The following is a 16,295-nucleotide window of genomic DNA, read 5'->3' on the forward strand; positions in this document are numbered from 1 at the left end:
GCGATTGCGACCTATTCGCATCTATGGTGATGTGCCGTTCTCTTGGAACGCCTTCCACCGATCCGCCGCAGTGACCGCCGATACGACCACCATCTACATGCGCAACCGGGGAGCCCTCGTCGACTATGCGACCGGCATCGTCGGCTCGCGCCCGCAGGCCGAGGATCTCGTGCAGGAGGCCTGGCTGCGCTTCGACGACGCCGCGCGGAAGCGCTTCGTCAGCGAGCCGCTGAGCTATCTCTATCGCATCGTCCGCAACCTGGCGCTGGACAGCCGCCGCCGCGCGGCGCGCGAGAGCCGGGTCTTCACCGCGGACGATCCCGAGATCGCCGCCGCTTCCTCGCTCGACGCGCCGTCGACGCCGGAAGCCATCGCCCTGCACCGGGACCAGCTCGACGCGCTGATGACGGCGCTGGCCGATCTGCCGGAGCGAAACCGCATCGCTTTCGAGATGCACCGCCTCGCGGGCTGCACGCTGCGCGAGATCGCCGCGACCCTCGGCGTGTCCGTGTCGCAGGCGCAGGTGCTGGTGATCGAGAGCATCCAGCACTGCAAGCAGAAGCTGCGGCGGGCCTGAGCGGAATCTCTGGAAGAAGCGGCCGCCCGGGCGTTAAGAATGAGGAAGACCGTTGCCGCCTCCGACGAACGGAGACGGGCAGGGGAATGGGATGGAACGAGCGGAAGACAGAGCCTCGTTGGAAGCCACGCGCTGGCTCGTCGAGTTGCACGAATCGCCCGGCGATCGCGAGATCCGGCGGCGCTTCGACGCGTGGCGCCGCGCGAGCCCGCTCAACGCGGCGGCCTGGGCGGAGACCGAGCAGGTGTCGGCCCTCGCGACCGGCATGACGCCGGCCTACGAACCCGTCTGGGAGCCCGTGGTCGCCGGCCGCCCGCGCGGACGGCCAACCTCGACCGTGCCGGGCCGCTTCGCCGCGTTCCTGCGCCCGGGACGGGTCGGCTTGGCCGTCACGGCCCTGGCGGCCTGCATTGCCGTCTTCGTCGTGCCGCCGATCGTGCAGCGCCTCGGGGCCGACTACGCGACATCGACGGCGGAGCTCCGCAGCGTCGTGCTGCCGGACGGCAGCGAGGCCACCCTGGCGCCCGACAGCGCTCTCGCCGTGGCGTTCGATGGCGATGCCAGACGGGTGCGGCTGCTGGTCGGCGAGGCCTTCTTCGACGTCCGGCCCGATCGCAGCCGTCCCTTCCGCGTCCTCGCGCGCGAGGTCGAGACGGTCGTGGTGGGGACGCGCTTCGACGTGGAGATGTCCGACGACGGCGTGCGCGTCTCGGTCGAGCGCGGCGCCGTCCGGGTCGGATCCGAGGAATTGCAGCCCGGACAGGCCGTGCACGTGGCGCCGGGCGGGCGGGTCTCGCGTGCCGAGACGTCGCCCGACATGGTCGCGGCCTGGCGCGACGGCCAGCTTGTGGCCCGCAACGTGCCGCTGCGCACCGCCGTCGACCAGCTGCGCCGCTACTATGGCGGCAGCATCCTGCTCACCGATTCGGCGCTGGGCGATCGCCGGATCACCGGCGCCTACAACCTCGCCGACCCGGAGGACGCGCTGCGCGCGATCGCGCAGGCGCACGGTGGCAGGGTGCGGCGCATCACGCCCTGGCTGCTGATCGTCTCGGCGTCCTGACTTTCTCTGGAAACGCTCCCTCCGCCGTCGTCGCGTGAGTGAGAGGCCGCGAGCCTCGCAGCGGGGAGCAGAGTGTGAACGGGAAGCGTATGCGATGCGCGGCCGGCGTAGCCGCGTCGATGATGGTCGTCCTCCAGGCCGTGGAAGGACAGGCTCAGCAGGTGCCGGCGTCTGCGGGGCCGCAGATCGTGCAGGCGGCGACGCGCACGTACAGCATCCCGCCGCAGCCGCTCGAGAGCGCGGTGCCGCTGTTCGCGCGCCAGTCCGGCCGCCAGGTGACGGCCGACGCCGCGCTGCTGCAGGGGCTCGCGACGTCCGGCGTGCAGGGCGCGCTGTCCTTCGATGACGCATTGCGGCAGCTGCTGGCCGGCACGGGGCTCGGCTATCGCGTGGTCAGCGGCACGACGGTCGCCCTGCAGCGTCCCGGCCAGAGCGACGGCGCACCGCCGGGCATGGTGCTCGATCCCGTGCAGGTGCAGGCGAGCGTGCCGCCGCAGGCGATGATCGACAACATCCCGCCGGCCTATGCCGGCGGGCAGGTCGCCGTCGGCGGACAGCTCGGCCTGCTCGGCAACCGCGACGTGATGGACACGCCGTTCAACCAGACCAGCTACACGGCGAAGAAGGCGCAGGACCAGCAGGCGCAGACCGTGCGCGACGTGCTGATCGACGATCCGTCGGTGCGCGTCGGCCGGCCGACGGGCAACAACGGCGCGCAGAACATGTCGATCCGCGGCTTCACCGTCGAATCGATGGATATCGCCTTCGGCGGCCTCTACGGCATGCTCCCGACCTACGCGATCGGCGTCGAGCTGGCCGAGCGCATCGAGGTGTTGAAGGGACCCAGCGCCATGCTGAACGGCATGCCGCCGGCCGGCTCGATCGGCGGCACGGTCAACATCGTTCCCAAGCGCGCCGGCAGCGAGCCGCTGACCCGGCTGACCGCCGGCTACACGTCGGACGCGCAGTTCGGCGGCGCCGTCGATATCGGCCGCCGCTTCGGCGCCGACGAGGAGTTGGGCGTGCGGGTCAACGGCTCGTTCCGCGCCGGCCAGACCGCGACGCGGTGGAACGCCGATGAGCTCGGGCTTGCAGCGGTCGGCGCGGACTATCGCGGCGACGGGGTGCGCGCCTCATTCGATCTCGGCTTCCAGTCGCAGTACATCAGCGGCGGCATCGGCTACGCCAACCTGCCGGCGGGCGTCGGCGTGCCCGGCGTGCCCACACTGTCGAACAACTTCATCCTGCCCTGGACCTTTTCCGCCAGCCAGGACGTGTTCGGCGTGGCGCGCGGCGAGGTCGACGTGACCGAGGGCCTCACGCTCTACGCCGCCGTGGGCGGCCACGACAATCGCTGGTCGTCGCTGTGGTCGGGCGATCCGATCGTGAACAACGTCAACGGCAACAGCACCCAGACGCCCTATCGCAACAATGCCTACGAGATCGACTGGACGAGCGAGATCGGGTTGCGCGGCGAGGCCAGGACCGGCCCGGTCGACCACGGCTTCGCGGTCAGCGCCATGCGGTTCCTGCAGCAGTCGGGGTTCGGCCGCAGCATCGGCACGGCCTACGCCTCGAACATCTACACGCCCAACGTGATCGCGCCGCCGACCCTCCTGGCGCGGACACCGACGAAGTCGAGCAGCCAGCAGCTCACCGGCCTCGCCATCGCCGACACCCTGTCGGCGGCCGACAAGCGGGTGCAGCTCACCCTGGGGGCCCGCCTTCAGCAGGTGAGCTCGCAGAACTACGACCTCAACACCGGCCTGCAGACGGCGCGCTACAGCGCGGAGGCGCTCACCCCGTCGGCGGCGCTGGTCGTGCGGCCGTGGAAGTCCGTGTCGTTCTACGGAAACTTCATCCAGGGACTGCAGCCGGGCACCGTGGTCGGTCCGACCTTCGCCAATGCCGGCCAGGTGTTCCAGCCCTACAAGTCGACGCAGTTCGAGGTCGGCACCAAGATCGACTGGGGCAAGTTCACCACGACGCTGAGCGCCTTCCAGATCAGCCAGCCCAGCAGCGTCACCGACGTCGCGACCAACACGCTCACGCAGAACGGGCTGCAGCGCAACCGCGGCATCGAGTTCAACGTCTTCGGCACGCCGACCGAGGGCGTGCGGCTGCTGGGCGGCGCCATGCTCCTCGAGGCGATCCTGCTCGGCACGGCCGGCGGCGTGAACGACGGCTGGCAGGCGACGGGCTCGCCGAACCTGCAGGTCAATCTCGCCGGCGAATGGGACACGCCGTTCCTGCCGGGCCTGACGCTCGATGGCCGCGTCATCTATACCGGCCAGCAGTATGTCGGCCTCACGACGCCCCGGCTGTCGATCCCCGACTGGGTCCGCTTCGACGTCGGCGCCCGCTACGTGCTCGACGGCGTCAGGAGCCCCACGGGCAAGCCGGTGGCGATCCGCTTCAACGTCGAGAACCTGCTCGACACGAACTACTGGGCCGCCGTCACCTACACGACGCGACTGAACGTCGGCACGCCGCGGACCTTCAGGCTCGCCCTGACCGCCGATTTCTGACGCGCCGGTGTCGCACTCTCGCGCCGCGCAAGCGCCGGATCCGGGAAGCGCAGCCTGCCGGCACCTCGGGCGTCGGCAGGACCGTGGGGAGGCTCCCCGATCGCCGCATTGACCGGAGCCATCGCTTGCGAACGGCGTGACGCCCAATCTAGTGTCCTGAAGGCTTGGAAAATGCGCGGCGGGATGTCCTGACGGTCCGGAAGATCGGATGCCGCACGAGCCGGCCGCTGGCCGCCAAGAGATGGTTGGACAACGATGTGCCGGAGCGCGAGTCATGGAACGCAACGTCGGGCGAACGGTCGCGTCGACCGAACGCATGGTCGACTACGATCGCAACTCCTCCATGCAGGTTCAGATGGTCCGCGCCCGGGCGCAGTGGTTGCGTGCCGCGGTCGAGCGCATCGGTCCCGTCACGCCGGAGTTCACGGTGATGGACTATGGGTGCGGTCCCGGACATAGCGCGCTCCACGCGGTCCTTCCGGCGATCGAAGCCTACCGGCAGATCGATTCGGAGGGCACCATTGTCGTCCGGCATTCCGACCAGGCGGGCAACGACTGGAGCGCGCTGATGGCCCTCGTGTTCGGTCCCGATGGCTATCAGCGTCATGCTTCCAGGGTTCGGACCGAAGCCGTTGCCGGTTCCTTCTACACGCGACTTTCATCGCCGCGCTCGGTCGCACTGGGCACCTGCTTCGCGGCGAGCCATTGGCTGAGCCGGGCTCCTGCACCGTATTCACCCGGAACCGCATGGTTCGCCGACCTGAAGGGCGAGGCGCGAGCGGAATTTGCCGCGCTGGCGAGAGCCGATTGGACTCGATTCCTGCGTTGCCGCGCCGAAGAACTGCGACCGGGTGGGATATTCATCGCCTCCACGCTCGGCAGCGTCCCGGATGACGGCGAGATCAACGGCATCCGTTCGTCGGCCAGAAGGCTCTATCGCGCGATTTTTCGGGTGGCGCAGGGGATGGTTGCCGATGGCTTGCTCGACCGTTCGGCCCTCGATCATTTCGTGTTTCCGCTGTGGTTCCCAACGGTGGAGGACGTGTGCGCACCGATAGGCGCGGAGCCGGACCTGAGCGACAAATTCGAGATCCTGGAAGCGACGGTGACCCCGGCCGCCGTTCATCCCGACGATGCGTACGAGGAGTCGCTGGACGACCCGGCAACGTACGCGCGGCTCTACGCCGGCTACGTTCGCGGATTTGGCGAATCCAGCCTGCGGCTCCACTTGTTCGGTCCCTCGGCGAAGAACCCGGCGGAGGTCGACAGGCTCACCGAGGACTTCTTCGAGCGCCTGACCCGGTTCTACCAGTCCGAACCGGGGCGCCACGCATCGGAAACCCTGACGATGACGTGTGTCCTGCGCCGACGATAGGATGCCGCTGCTTTCTGCGACGAGCGTGGCGGCTCCGTCGCTGCCGATCGCGGGGTACAGGGTGACCCGTGAGGGGGAAGCAACGCTCCCTGGAGGTGGCGGGGCGACGCGCTTCGCTTTCTGTCCGGGCGGCGTCGTCAGGAGGCGCGGCGGTCGAGCCGGGTGGGCGTGTGGCTCCCGTCGAGGCGTGACCGCACCGGCTCGGACACCGGCGCGGCGAGCGCCCCCGCGATCATGTCGATCAGGTTCTCGACGGCCCGCTGCATGTCGAAGCCCCCGCGTTCCCGTGCCTTGCGGGCCCTGATCCTCTCGAAGTCGGCCAGGCTGAAGGTCACCAGGGCGATGCCGGTCAGGTATCGCTGGCTGAGGACGGCGGACGGCAGGCGGGGCAGGGCGCGCTCGAGCCGGGCATAGACGCGGCGGAAGCCGCGCTGCGATTCCTCGCTCGCATGCGCGGCGAGGTCGATGTCGGGATGGATCTGCGCGGCGGCGAGGAAGCGGTTGTAGTAGTTGTCCGGCCGCCCGGCGAGCAGCCCATGGGCCAGCGGCCGCACCAGGGCCTCGACGGCGGTGCGCAGGTCGTCGAGGCCTTTCTCCTCGCAGGCGTCGAGGAACGCATTGCGCAGGGCATCGACCTCCCGCATGCGCAGCCGGATGATGGCGTCGAGCAGCGCTTCCTTGGACCCGAAGTGATAGTGCAGCGCCGAGTTGTTCTTCTGCTCGGCCTCGCGGGCGATCTCGCGCATCGACACGCCGTCGAGGCCACGCTCGGCATAGAGGCGCTCGGCGGTGGCGAGCAACAGGTCGGAGCTGCTGCTGGCGGCGGCGGCGCGCGGACGCGCGGGTTCGCCCGCCGGTCGGGGAGGAGGGCGCTTGGTGCTCGCGGGACGGGCCATGGACCGCACTATCTACCGTCCGGTGCAGATTGGGGCAACTGACTTACATTTTAAGTCACGTGCTTGACAGCGGTTAAGTCGGGTGATTTATCTGGCTGCCTCGCAGGCAGGAGAACGCAAACGTGGACCTACCCGATGGAATGACCGTCGAGCCCGTCTCGCCCGCCCTCGGTGCGGAGATCCACGGCGTCGACCTCGAGACGGCGGCGGGCGATCCGGCGCTGATCGCGTCGATCCGGGCTGCGCTCTTGCGGCACAAGGTCCTTTTCTTCCGTGACCAGGACATCTCGCCGGCCGCGCACGTCGCCTTCGCGCGCGCCTTCGGCGAGCTCGAGGTCCATCCGGTCTTCCGGCGGCATCCGGATCATGACGAACTCGCGCTGCTCGATCGCGGCAACCGGCGGCCGGCCAACGAGAACATCTTCCATTCGGACACGACGTGGCGCGAAGCGCCGTCGATGGGCTCCGTCCTGCGCTGCGTCGAGTGCCCGCCGGTCGGCGGCGACACGATCTGGTCCAACATGGCCCTCGCCTACGAGCGGCTGCCCGAGCGCGTGAAGACGATCTGCGAAGGGCTCTATGCGATGCACGACATCGCCCATTCCTTCGGCGGGGACTTCACGCCGGCCCGGCGGCGCGAGCTCGGCCGCGAGTTCCCGGCGCAGGAGCATCCCGTCGTCGCCGTCCACCCCGAGACCGGCGAGAAGCTGCTCTACGTCAACCAGGGCTTCACCACGCACTTCACCAACTACACGCAGAAGCGCGAGCGCAACATCGGAGAGGATTTCGCGATCGAGGCGAACAGGCTGATGAACTACCTGTTCAGCCAGGCGGCGCATCCCGAATTCCAGGTGCGGCTGCGCTGGAAGCCCAACACGATCGCCTTCTGGGACAATCGCTCGACCCAGCACTACGCCGTCCAGGACTATTTTCCGGCGACGCGCCGGATGATGCGCGTGACCATCGTCGGCACGCGGATTCGGGGCGTGAACGACGGCGACGAGGCGGCCAGCGAGTCGCCGCCCCGCGCCCAGGCGGCGGAGTGACGGACCAGACCGGCATCGGGAATAGAAAGAATCAAGGGAGGAAACCATGAACAGAAGAAGCGTCATTGCCGGAGCGGCCGCGGCCGGCATCGGCCTGGCCGCGTCGCGCGCCGTCCAGGCGCAGCAGGATGCGCTGCTGACGATCGTCGGGCCGTTCGGGCCGGGCGGCCTGAACGACATCGTCGCCCGCATGTACGTGAACAAGGCGGCACCGCTCCTGAAGCGCACCGTCATCGTCGGCAACAAGCCGGGCGCCGGCGGGCTGATCGCCGCCCAGACCGTGCTGCGCGCCACCCCCGAATCGTCCCTGCTGGTGGCCAGCAACACGTTCCTGATCGCCGCGCACGTCTACAAGGAAGCCGGCTACGATCCGATTCGCGACTTCACGCCGGTCACGCCGCTGTTCACGACATCGGCCGTTTGGGTGGTGCGCAAGGATCATCCGCTCAAGGACCTGAAGGGCCTCGTGGCCGACGCCAAGGCCAACCCCGGCAAGCTGACCTATGCGACCAACGGTGTCGGGACCTATGCGCATCTGCAGATGGAGCGCTTCAAGAAGCGCTACGGCATCGACCTGACCCATGTGCCGTTCCGCAGCCTGCCGGAAGGCAGCATGGCGGTGATGGGCGGCCAGGTCGATCTCGCCGTCGATACGCCGTTCGCCGCCGCGCCCCGTGTGAAGGGCGGACAGCTGCGCCCGCTCGCGGTCTTCGGCCCGAAGCGGGAAGACGCCTTCCCCGACATCGCCACCGCCGACGAGCAGGGTTTCGGCGAGCCCAATCCGCTGACGATCTTCTGCGGCCTCGTCGCGCCGGCCCGCGCGCCTGCCGCCTACGTCGAGGGGCTGCAGGAGGCGAGCCGGCAGGCGATCCGCGATCCCGAATTCGTGGCCCAGCTGCGCAAGGGTGGCGTGTCGCCGTTCGAGGTCTCGGCTGCCGACCTGGCCGGGATCATGAAAGCGCAGAACGAGCGCTATGCCGAGCTGATCGGCGCCCTCGGCATCTCGCTGACCTGAGCCGGCGCGCGACATGGCCGGTCCCCTCGCCGGGCTGAAGGTGCTCGACATCGCGACCGTGATCGCCGGGCCGTTCGCGGCGGCTCTGCTGGCCGACTACGGCGCCGACGTCACGAAGGTCGAGCTTCCCGGCAAGGGCGACCCGATCCGCGACTTCCCGCCCTTCCGGGACGGCAAGTCGCTGTGGTGGAAAGTCGCCAACCGCGGCAAGGACCTCGTGTCCCTCGACCTGCGCAAGGAAGCCGGCCGCGACGTGTTCAAGCGCATGCTCGCGGGCTGCGACGTGCTGATCGAGAACTTCCGGCCGGGCACGCTCGACGGCTGGGGGCTGACCCGAGACGTGCTGTGGGAGATCCAGCCGCGGCTGGTCATCCTGCGCATCACCGGCTTCGGCCAGGACGGGCCCTACGCCGACCGGCCGGGTTTCGCCCGCGTGTTCGAGGCGATGAGCGGCCTCACCTACATCACCGGCCATGCCGATCGCGAACCGCTGCACATGGCCTATCCTCTGGCCGATCCGATCGGCGGCGTGTTCGGCGTGGCCGGCCTGCTGGCGGCGCTCTGGCGCATCGCCCGCGATCCCGCGGCGAAGGGCGAGGAGGTCGACCTCGCGATGACCGAGGCGACGTTCCGGCTGCTCGATGTCCTGCCGGTCGAGTACGAGCAGCTCGGTGACGTTCGCGAACGCTGCGGCAACGGCAACCTCTATTCCGCGCCGGCCAACGTCTATGCGACCCGGGACGGCAGGTACGTGTCGCTGGCCGGCAGCACCCAGGCGATCTTCCTGGCCAACCTGCGGGCGATCGGGCGCGAGGATCTCGCCGCCGACCCGCGCTTCTCGTCCAACTCGCAGCGCGTCCGCAACGGGCCGGCGATCGACGCGATCTTCAAGGACTGGATCGCCGGGCACACGGCGGCGGAAGTGCTCGCCGCCTTCGCAGCGGCCGGTGGCGCCATCGCGCCGGCCTATTCGTCGGCGGACATCGCCCGCGACCCGCACTTCGCCGCACGGCAGGCGATCGTGCCGGTACCCGACGAGGACTTCGGCACCGTCGGCATGCCCTGCGTTGTGCCGCGCTTCCCGCAGTCGCCGACCGCCATCCGCCACTCTGCCGGGGCGCTGGGTCGGGACAACGAGCGGATCTACGGCGCGCTCGGCTACACGGCGGACGACCTCGCGCAGCTTCGCGCGGAGGGCGCGATCTAGCGCCGTCGCCGTTCCCGCGCCGCCCGGGCATCGCCGGCGGGCAAGACCATCCCAGGACATCGAGGAGCAGCAGCCGTGGATTTCGGCGACGACGAGGATCAGGCCGCCATCCGGGAGGCGGTCGCCGGCACCTGCGCGGCCTTTCCCGAATCCTACTGGCTGGAGCGCGACGAGGACGGTGTCTTCCCCGAGGCCTTCTACGCCGCGATGGCGCGCGACGGCTGGCTGGGCATCGCCATCCCCGAGGAGTACGGCGGCTCGGGGCTGGGCGTCGCGGAGGCTTCCGTGCTCATGCAGACCATCGCCGAGACCGGCGCCTGCATGACCGGCTGCTCGTCGATTCACATCAACATCTTCGGCCTGATGCCGATCGTCGTCTTCGGCTCCGACGAGCAGAAGCGGCGCTGGCTTCCCGGGTCCGTGTCGGGCCGGGTGAAGTCGTGCTTCGGCGTGACCGAGCCCAATACCGGGCTCAACACGACCCAGCTCAGGACCCGCGCCGAGCGTCACGGCAATCGCTATGTGGTGAACGGCCAGAAAGTGTGGATCTCCACGGCCCAGGTGGCGCACAAGATCCTGCTGCTGGCCCGCACCACGCCGCTCGAGGAGTGCCGGTCCCGAACGGGCGGGCTCAGCCTGTTCTACACCGACCTCGATCGGCAGCGGGTCAGCATCCGGCGCATCCCGAAGATGGGCCGCAAGGCCGTCGATTCCAACGAGCTGTTCATCGAGCGGCTGGAGATTCCCGTCGAGGACCGGATCGGCGAGGAGGGCGAGGGCTTCCGCTACATCCTGCACGGCATGAACCCCGAACGCGTGCTGATCGCGGCCGAGGCGGCCGGCATCGGCAGGGTGGCGCTGCGCAAGGCCGCCGCCTATGCCGGCGAGCGAATCGTCTTCGATCGCCCGATCGGCCGCAACCAGGGCATCCAGCATCCGCTCGCCCGCAACTGGATGGAGATCGAGGCGGCGGACCTCATGATGCAGAAGGCGGCGTGGCTCTACGATCATCGGCGCGACTGCGCCGCCGAGGCCAATGCCGCCAAGTACCTGTGCGCCGAGGCGGGTTTCCGTGCCGCCGAGCAGGCGGTCCTGACGCATGGCGGCTTCGGCTACGCCCGCGAGTTCCATGTCGAGCGCTACCTGCGCGAGGCGATGATCCCGCGCATCGCGCCGGTCAGCCGCGAGCTGATCCTGTCGCACATCGCCGAGCGCGTGCTGCGCCTGCCCAAATCCTACTGACCGACCCACCGATCCGCTCCGAGTCACCATGTTCCGATCCTTCCTGCTGGCGCCCGCCAACCGCCTCGACCTGCTTGCCAAGTTCGCCCGCGCTGCGGCCGACTGCAGCGTCATCGATCTCGAGGACGGCACGCCGCCGGCCGACAAGGAGGCGGCGCGCGCTTCCCTGCCGGCGGCGGTCGCCGCCGTTCGCGACGGCGGCTATCGCGGCCTGCTGACGGTGCGCGTCAACGAGCCGTCTGCGCCCGGCTACCTCGAGGACCTCGCCGCCGCCTTCGCCTGCGACATCGACGGCGTGGTCATCCCCAAGCTCGAGGAGCCGGGGCCCCTCTGGCCGGCGCACCACCACATCGCGCGCCTGCGGACGCAGTTCCCGGAGAGATCGGCCCGGTTCGTGATCGGCGGCATCGAGAGCGTGCGCGGCGTCCAGAACGCCGCCGCCGTGTGCCGGCCGGACCTCGGCGTGCGGGCCGCCTATTTCGGCGCCGAGGACTTCGCCGCCTCGATGGCCGGCCGACGGACGCGCAAGGGGGCGGAGGTGCATGCCGCGCGGTCCCTGGTCGTCATGGCGGCCCGCGCCGCCGACATCGCCGCGATCGACCAGGTGGTCGTGGACATCCGCGATTCCGAGCTGTTCGTGGCCGATGCCGGCGAGGGGCTCGACCTGGGCTACGACGGCAAGACCTGCGTCACGCCGGGCCAGGTGAAGCTCGCCCATCAGGTGTTCTCGCCGAGCCCGGACGAGCGCGACTTCGCCCGGCGCCTCATCGCTGCCTACGAGGCGGCGCTGGCCCGCAACGTCGGCGTGATCGAGTTCGAGGGCAAGATGGTCGACGGGCCGCTGCTCAAACGCGCCCGCGCCATCGTGGCGACTCCCCTGTCATGACGGTCCACGTCCATTCGATCGACCGGCTCGACTTCTCGCGCCATGTCCGGCCGGGCGTCGGCTTCGTCGTCGGCCAGGCGGCGGGGGAGCCGTCCACGCTGACCCGGGCGCTGGTCGGGCAGCGCGCCGCGCTGAGCGGCAGCACCGTCTTCCTCGGGTCGGGCTTCTCGACGACCTTCCAGCCGGAGCATGGCGATCATCTGCGCTTCCGGGGCATCGGTGGCATCGGCAGCCTGCGCCGGCTCGCCACCGCGGGCGTGCTCGACCCCCTGCCGTGCCATATCTCCTCGATCGCGCCGCTCATCGCCCGCGGCGACATCGCCTGCGACGTGGTGCTGCTGCAGGTCTCCCGTGCCAATCGGCAGGGCGAGCACAGTTTCGGGCTGATCGCCGACTATGTCCGGGCGGCGGTGGCGCGGGCCTCGCTGGTCGTCGCCGAGGTCAATGCGCGCGTCCCCTGGACGCCCTGCGAGACGCCGTTGCGCAGCGACGAGATCGACATCTGCGTCCATACCGACGAGCCGCTGATCGAGGTGCCGCCGGCGCCCTTCGGCGACACCGAGCGCCGCATCGCCGCCCATCTGCAGGCGGCGATCCCCGAACGCGCCACGCTGCAGATGGGGATCGGCGCGGTTCCCGAGGCCGTCGTGGCGAGCCTGGTCGATCACCGCGATCTCGGCATCCATTCCGGCATGATCGGCGATTCCGTGGCGATGCTGATGCAGCGCGGCGCCGTGACCAATGCCGCCAAGGGCCTCGATCCCGGCGTCACCGTCACCGGCAGCCTGATCGGCACGTCGATGCTCTACCGCTTCGCCGACCGGAACCGCTCGCTGCTGCTGCGGCCGAGCAGCTACACCCATTCGGGCGCTCACCTGGCGTCGCTGCGGCGGCTGGTCTCGATCAATTCCGCGCTCGAGGTCGACCTCACGGGCCAGGTGAACGCCGAGGCGATCGGCGATTCCTATCTCGGCGCCGTCGGCGGCCAGGTCGACTTCGTCCGCGCCGCCGCCCGGTCGCCGGACGGACTGTCGGTGATCGCCCTGCCGGCGACCGGCAGGCGCGGCGAATCCCGCATCGTGGCGGCGCTGTCGGGACCGGTGACCACGGCCCGCAGCGACGTCGACGTCGTGGCGACGGAGCACGGGCTGGCGAAGCTGGGCGGGCTGACGCTTCGCGAGCGCATCCGTGCCATGGTGGCGATCGCCGCGCCGGAACATCGCGAGACCCTGCTGGCGGCGGCGCGCCGGCACTGGAAAGGAGCATGACCGTGTCCGATGTCCTGTTCGAGGCCGAGGGGCCGATCGCCATCGTCACCCTCAACCGCCCGGCCCAGCTCAACGCCATCAACAGCGGCATTCGTCAGGGGCTTGCCGACGCCTGGCGCAGGTTCGAGCAGGACGAGGCGCTGAAGGTCGCGATCCTGACCGGCAGCGGCGAGAAGGCCTTCTGCGCCGGCATGGACCTCAAGGAGGCGGCGGCGACCGGCCTGCGCGTGCCGCCGCGCGACTTCATCCCGGTGCTGGGCGACAATGTCCACGTGTCCAAGCCGGTGATCGCGGCCGTGAACGGCGTCGCCTATGCCGGCGGCTGGCTGTTCGCCCAGATGTGCGACCTCTGCGTCGCCAGCGAGAATGCCGTCTTCGCCATCACCGAGCCCAAGGTCGGCCGCGGCGTGCCCTGGGCGACGCCGCTGATCCACATGCTGCCCCAGCGCATCGTGATGGAGCTGCTGCTGACGGCGCGGCCGCTCGATGCCCGTCGCGCCTACGAGCTGGGCTACGTCAATGCCGTGGTGCCCGCCGACCGGCTGCGGGCGACGGCGCTGGAGCTGGCGGAGACCATCGTGCGCAACGCGCCGCTCACCGTGCGGGCCGCCCGCGAGCTCGTCTACATGTCGACCGAGATGGGTCGCTCCGCCGCCCTGCGGGCCGGCCGCGCCCTGTTCGAGCCCGTCTATCTCAGCGAGGACGCCCAGGAGGGACCGCGCGCCTTCGCCGAGAAGCGGCCGCCGAACTGGAAGGGGCGGTGAGAGGATGCCGTGGTTCGGGTGGTAGGGCCGGCAGGATTCGAACCTGCGACATAACCGTTATGAGCGGCTCGTTCTAACCACTGAACTACGGCCCCGCACCCGGGCGGGGTTCTAACGCACATTCCACGCGGCTGGAACAGCCGGAAGGATCTGCGTCGGTCGTCGGTCTCTCGAGCACCAGTGCGATCCCGCCCGCTGGCAGGGGGACACGCCGAACCACGCCTCCGGGGCCGCCGCGGAGGCGGCGGAACCCGGGATGTCTTGGCTAAGGCCAATCAGGCCGCCTTTGCCCGCTGCCCGCGCAAGGCGGTGCGCAGCGCATTGTCCAAGATGTCCATGCCGCGGTCGATCTCGGCGTCGGTCGAGACCATCGGCGGCACGAGGCGCACGACGTTCATGCGGCCGTGGCTGCCGCGCGACTGGACCAGCAGCCCGTCCTGCTGGCACTGGGCGACGACGGCGCGGCAGAGGTCGCTGGCCGGCGCCTTGGTGCCGCGATCCTCGACCAACTCGACGCCGTAGAGGACGCCGCGGCCGCGGATGTCGCCGATCGCCTCGATGTCCCTGGCCATCGTCTCGATCGCAGCCTGCATGCGCCGTCCGATCGCGGCGGCGCGCTCGACCAGGTTCTCCGTCTGGATGATGTCGATGCTGGCCACGCCGGCGGCACAGGCGATCGGATCGCAGGCATGGGAGCGGGTGGCGAAGTATCCGTTGTCGACGGCCCGCCGGGCGATCGCGTCCGTGGTGCAGACGGCGCTGATCGGCATGCCGGCGCCGAAATGCTTGGACACGGTCATGATGTCAGGCACCACGTCCTCGTGCTGGTGGCCCCACAGCTTGCCGGTCTTGCCGAGTCCGGTCTGCGATTCGTCCATGATCACCAGCATGCCGCGGTCGTGCGCCATCTTCGTGAGCGCCTTCACGTAGCCCGGCGGTGGCACGATGATGCCGCCGGCGCTCAGCACCGGCTCCAGGATCACGGCGGCCGGCTTGGCGGTGAAGTTCGCGTCGGCGATCTCGAAGCTGAGCTGCAGGCACTTCTCGACGAAGTCGTTGCCGCCCGCCAGAGGCGAGCGATAGGCGTAGGGGGTCAGGATCGCCGAGGTGCCGGGGGCGGCGAGGCGATGCTTGGCGCGGCCCCAGCCAAAGGTCAGCGACCGCGTCACGAACGACGTCGAGCCGTGCAGCGCCATGTCGAGCGCCAGGACATCGACGCCGCCGGTTGCCTTGCGCGCCAGGTCGATCGCCGCCTCGATGGCGTCGCTGCCGCTTACCAGGAACAGGGTCTTCTGCAGCGGCGGGGTGAGAATCTCCCCCAGCCGCTTGTGCAGCTCCAGCCGGTCGACGTTGAGGAACGTCTTGGTCGAATGGCTGATCGTCTCGAGGCTGCGCTTCACCGAGGCGACGTAGAGCGGATGATTGTGCCCGAGGGCCGCCGCCATCTGCCCGGAGCCGAAGTCGAGGTAGCGCTTGCCGGTCGTGTCGATGACCTCGATGCCCTCGGCCCGCTCGATGATCGGCCGGTTCTCGAGCCCCGCCATGTAGGCGCCCGCGGGCGTCGGGATCATCCACTGATCCGAGATCTCCTTGGCCTGCCTCGCGTCCATCTCTTCCTCCAACACCCGATGCCTACTGGACAGGGCGGGAAACTACGCCCAGTATCGTCGAAAGTAAATTGTAGACAATTGAGAAAGGGCAAATGTTGTCAGCGAGGAACCTTGCGGCGGCGGCAACCGGTCGCGAAACCGGAGAGGTCGTGTCGTTGCCCGAGACGATCCCGTACTTCCTGGCCGACCGAATCAAGGCGGGGATCATCCGCTGGCGCTATCCCCCGGGCAGCTCGATGCGCGAGACCGATCTTGCCGCCGAATACGGGGCCAGCCGCGGTCCGGTGCGCGAGGCGCTTCGCATCCTCGAGCTCCAGGGGCTGGTGGTCCACGCCCCGCGCCGCGGCTTCAAGGTCAAGCACTACACCGCCGACGACCTGCGCCACCTCTACCGGCTGCGCGCGGAGCTGGAGGGAGAGGTGGTGGATGCACTGGCGACCAAGCAAGTCGACGCGCTGTGCGACAGGCTCGACCGGATCAATGGCGTCATGCGCGACTTCGCGGCGCGTCGCGACCTGGAAGGCTACTTCTCGCACAATATCGAGTTTCACCAGCTCATGATCGACAGCACCGAGAGCTCGGTGCTGCGCACGATCCTGCACCAGGTCAACGCCATGTCGCTGCCGGTGCGCTTCATCCTGCTGCTCGACGAGTTCTCGGGCCGGGCCGAGTACAGGTATCACCGCGACATCACCCAGGCGATCCGCAGCCGCAATTTCCAGATCGCGCGGAAGATGACCGTCGAGCACATCACCCGGAACCTCGGACGTGTCGTCGACGTCTATGCCGCCGCCCTCGACAAGTACCGGGAACGTTGA

Annotated in this window: 14 protein-coding genes and 1 tRNA gene; 12 read left to right on the forward strand and 3 right to left on the reverse strand. The window is 69.5% G+C overall.

Translation table 11 applies throughout. From position 1 onward, the window contains the following. Positions 1-70: 70 nt before the first annotated feature. The 4 genes from ACO073_RS27860 (at position 71) to ACO073_RS27875 (ending at position 5,543) form a co-directional block, all read left to right on the forward strand. Positions 71-577 carry a sigma-70 family RNA polymerase sigma factor gene (locus ACO073_RS27860; protein WP_422002364.1) on the forward strand — a complete coding sequence of 169 codons (507 nt, stop codon included), beginning with the start codon at positions 71-73 and terminating at the stop codon, positions 575-577. A 118-nt stretch (positions 578-695) separates the two neighbouring features. Then, positions 696-1,640 (forward strand): FecR family protein, encoded by a 945-nt coding sequence (locus tag ACO073_RS27865; RefSeq protein WP_422002366.1) that lies wholly within the window; start codon positions 696-698, stop codon positions 1,638-1,640. Between the two features lie 119 nt (positions 1,641-1,759). Next, complete coding sequence (locus tag ACO073_RS27870; RefSeq protein WP_422002368.1) at positions 1,760-4,168, forward strand: TonB-dependent siderophore receptor; 2,409 nt, start codon at positions 1,760-1,762, stop codon at positions 4,166-4,168. A gap of 274 nt (positions 4,169-4,442) precedes the next feature. Continuing rightward, positions 4,443-5,543, forward strand: coding sequence for a hypothetical protein (locus ACO073_RS27875; RefSeq protein WP_422002370.1), 1,101 nt, complete (start codon positions 4,443-4,445; stop codon positions 5,541-5,543). A gap of 137 nt (positions 5,544-5,680) precedes the next feature. Here ACO073_RS27875 and ACO073_RS27880 read toward each other — a convergent pair whose 3' ends face one another. After that, positions 5,681-6,439 carry a TetR/AcrR family transcriptional regulator gene (locus ACO073_RS27880; protein WP_422002371.1) on the reverse strand — a complete coding sequence of 253 codons (759 nt, stop codon included), beginning with the start codon at positions 6,437-6,439 and terminating at the stop codon, positions 5,681-5,683. Positions 6,440-6,579: 140 nt separating this feature from the next. Here ACO073_RS27880 and ACO073_RS27885 point away from each other — a divergent pair, with 140 nt between their 5' ends. From ACO073_RS27885 to ACO073_RS27915, 7 genes are all read left to right on the forward strand, one after another. After that, positions 6,580-7,485 (forward strand): TauD/TfdA dioxygenase family protein, encoded by a 906-nt coding sequence (locus ACO073_RS27885; RefSeq protein ID WP_422002372.1) that lies wholly within the window; start codon positions 6,580-6,582, stop codon positions 7,483-7,485. A 46-nt stretch (positions 7,486-7,531) separates the two neighbouring features. Continuing rightward, positions 7,532-8,500: a tripartite tricarboxylate transporter substrate binding protein gene (locus ACO073_RS27890; protein WP_422002374.1), complete on the forward strand. Its 969-nt coding sequence runs from the start codon at positions 7,532-7,534 to the stop codon at positions 8,498-8,500. A 13-nt stretch (positions 8,501-8,513) separates the two neighbouring features. Continuing rightward, on the forward strand, positions 8,514-9,707 hold the full coding sequence (locus ACO073_RS27895; RefSeq protein ID WP_422002375.1) for a CaiB/BaiF CoA transferase family protein: 1,194 nt from the start codon (positions 8,514-8,516) through the stop codon (positions 9,705-9,707). 75 nt (positions 9,708-9,782) lie between these two features. Further along, positions 9,783-10,949 (forward strand): acyl-CoA dehydrogenase family protein, encoded by a 1,167-nt coding sequence (locus ACO073_RS27900; protein ID WP_422002376.1) that lies wholly within the window; start codon positions 9,783-9,785, stop codon positions 10,947-10,949. Positions 10,950-10,977: 28 nt separating this feature from the next. Further along, on the forward strand, positions 10,978-11,835 hold the full coding sequence (locus ACO073_RS27905) for an HpcH/HpaI aldolase/citrate lyase family protein (RefSeq protein ID WP_422002377.1): 858 nt from the start codon (positions 10,978-10,980) through the stop codon (positions 11,833-11,835). After that, positions 11,832-13,103, forward strand: coding sequence for an acetyl-CoA hydrolase/transferase family protein (locus tag ACO073_RS27910; RefSeq protein ID WP_422002379.1), 1,272 nt, complete (start codon positions 11,832-11,834; stop codon positions 13,101-13,103). Before ACO073_RS27905 ends, ACO073_RS27910 begins: the two co-directional genes overlap by 4 nt. After that, on the forward strand, positions 13,100-13,867 hold the full coding sequence (locus ACO073_RS27915; RefSeq protein ID WP_422002381.1) for an enoyl-CoA hydratase-related protein: 768 nt from the start codon (positions 13,100-13,102) through the stop codon (positions 13,865-13,867). Before ACO073_RS27910 ends, ACO073_RS27915 begins: the two co-directional genes overlap by 4 nt. Before the next feature lie 19 nt (positions 13,868-13,886). Here the strand turns inward: ACO073_RS27915 and ACO073_RS27920 are convergent. Continuing rightward, a tRNA-Met gene (locus tag ACO073_RS27920) sits at positions 13,887-13,962 on the reverse strand. A gap of 180 nt (positions 13,963-14,142) precedes the next feature. Continuing rightward, a complete protein-coding gene (locus ACO073_RS27925) occupies positions 14,143-15,477 on the reverse strand; it encodes an aspartate aminotransferase family protein (protein ID WP_422002383.1) in 1,335 nt (444 codons plus the stop codon). A 149-nt stretch (positions 15,478-15,626) separates the two neighbouring features. Between ACO073_RS27925 and ACO073_RS27930 the strand changes: the two genes are divergently transcribed. Beyond that, a complete protein-coding gene (locus ACO073_RS27930) occupies positions 15,627-16,295 on the forward strand; it encodes a GntR family transcriptional regulator (protein WP_422002385.1) in 669 nt (222 codons plus the stop codon).

Source organism: Reyranella sp. (assembly GCF_965229815.1).
Classification (GTDB): domain Bacteria; phylum Pseudomonadota; class Alphaproteobacteria; order Reyranellales; family Reyranellaceae; genus Reyranella.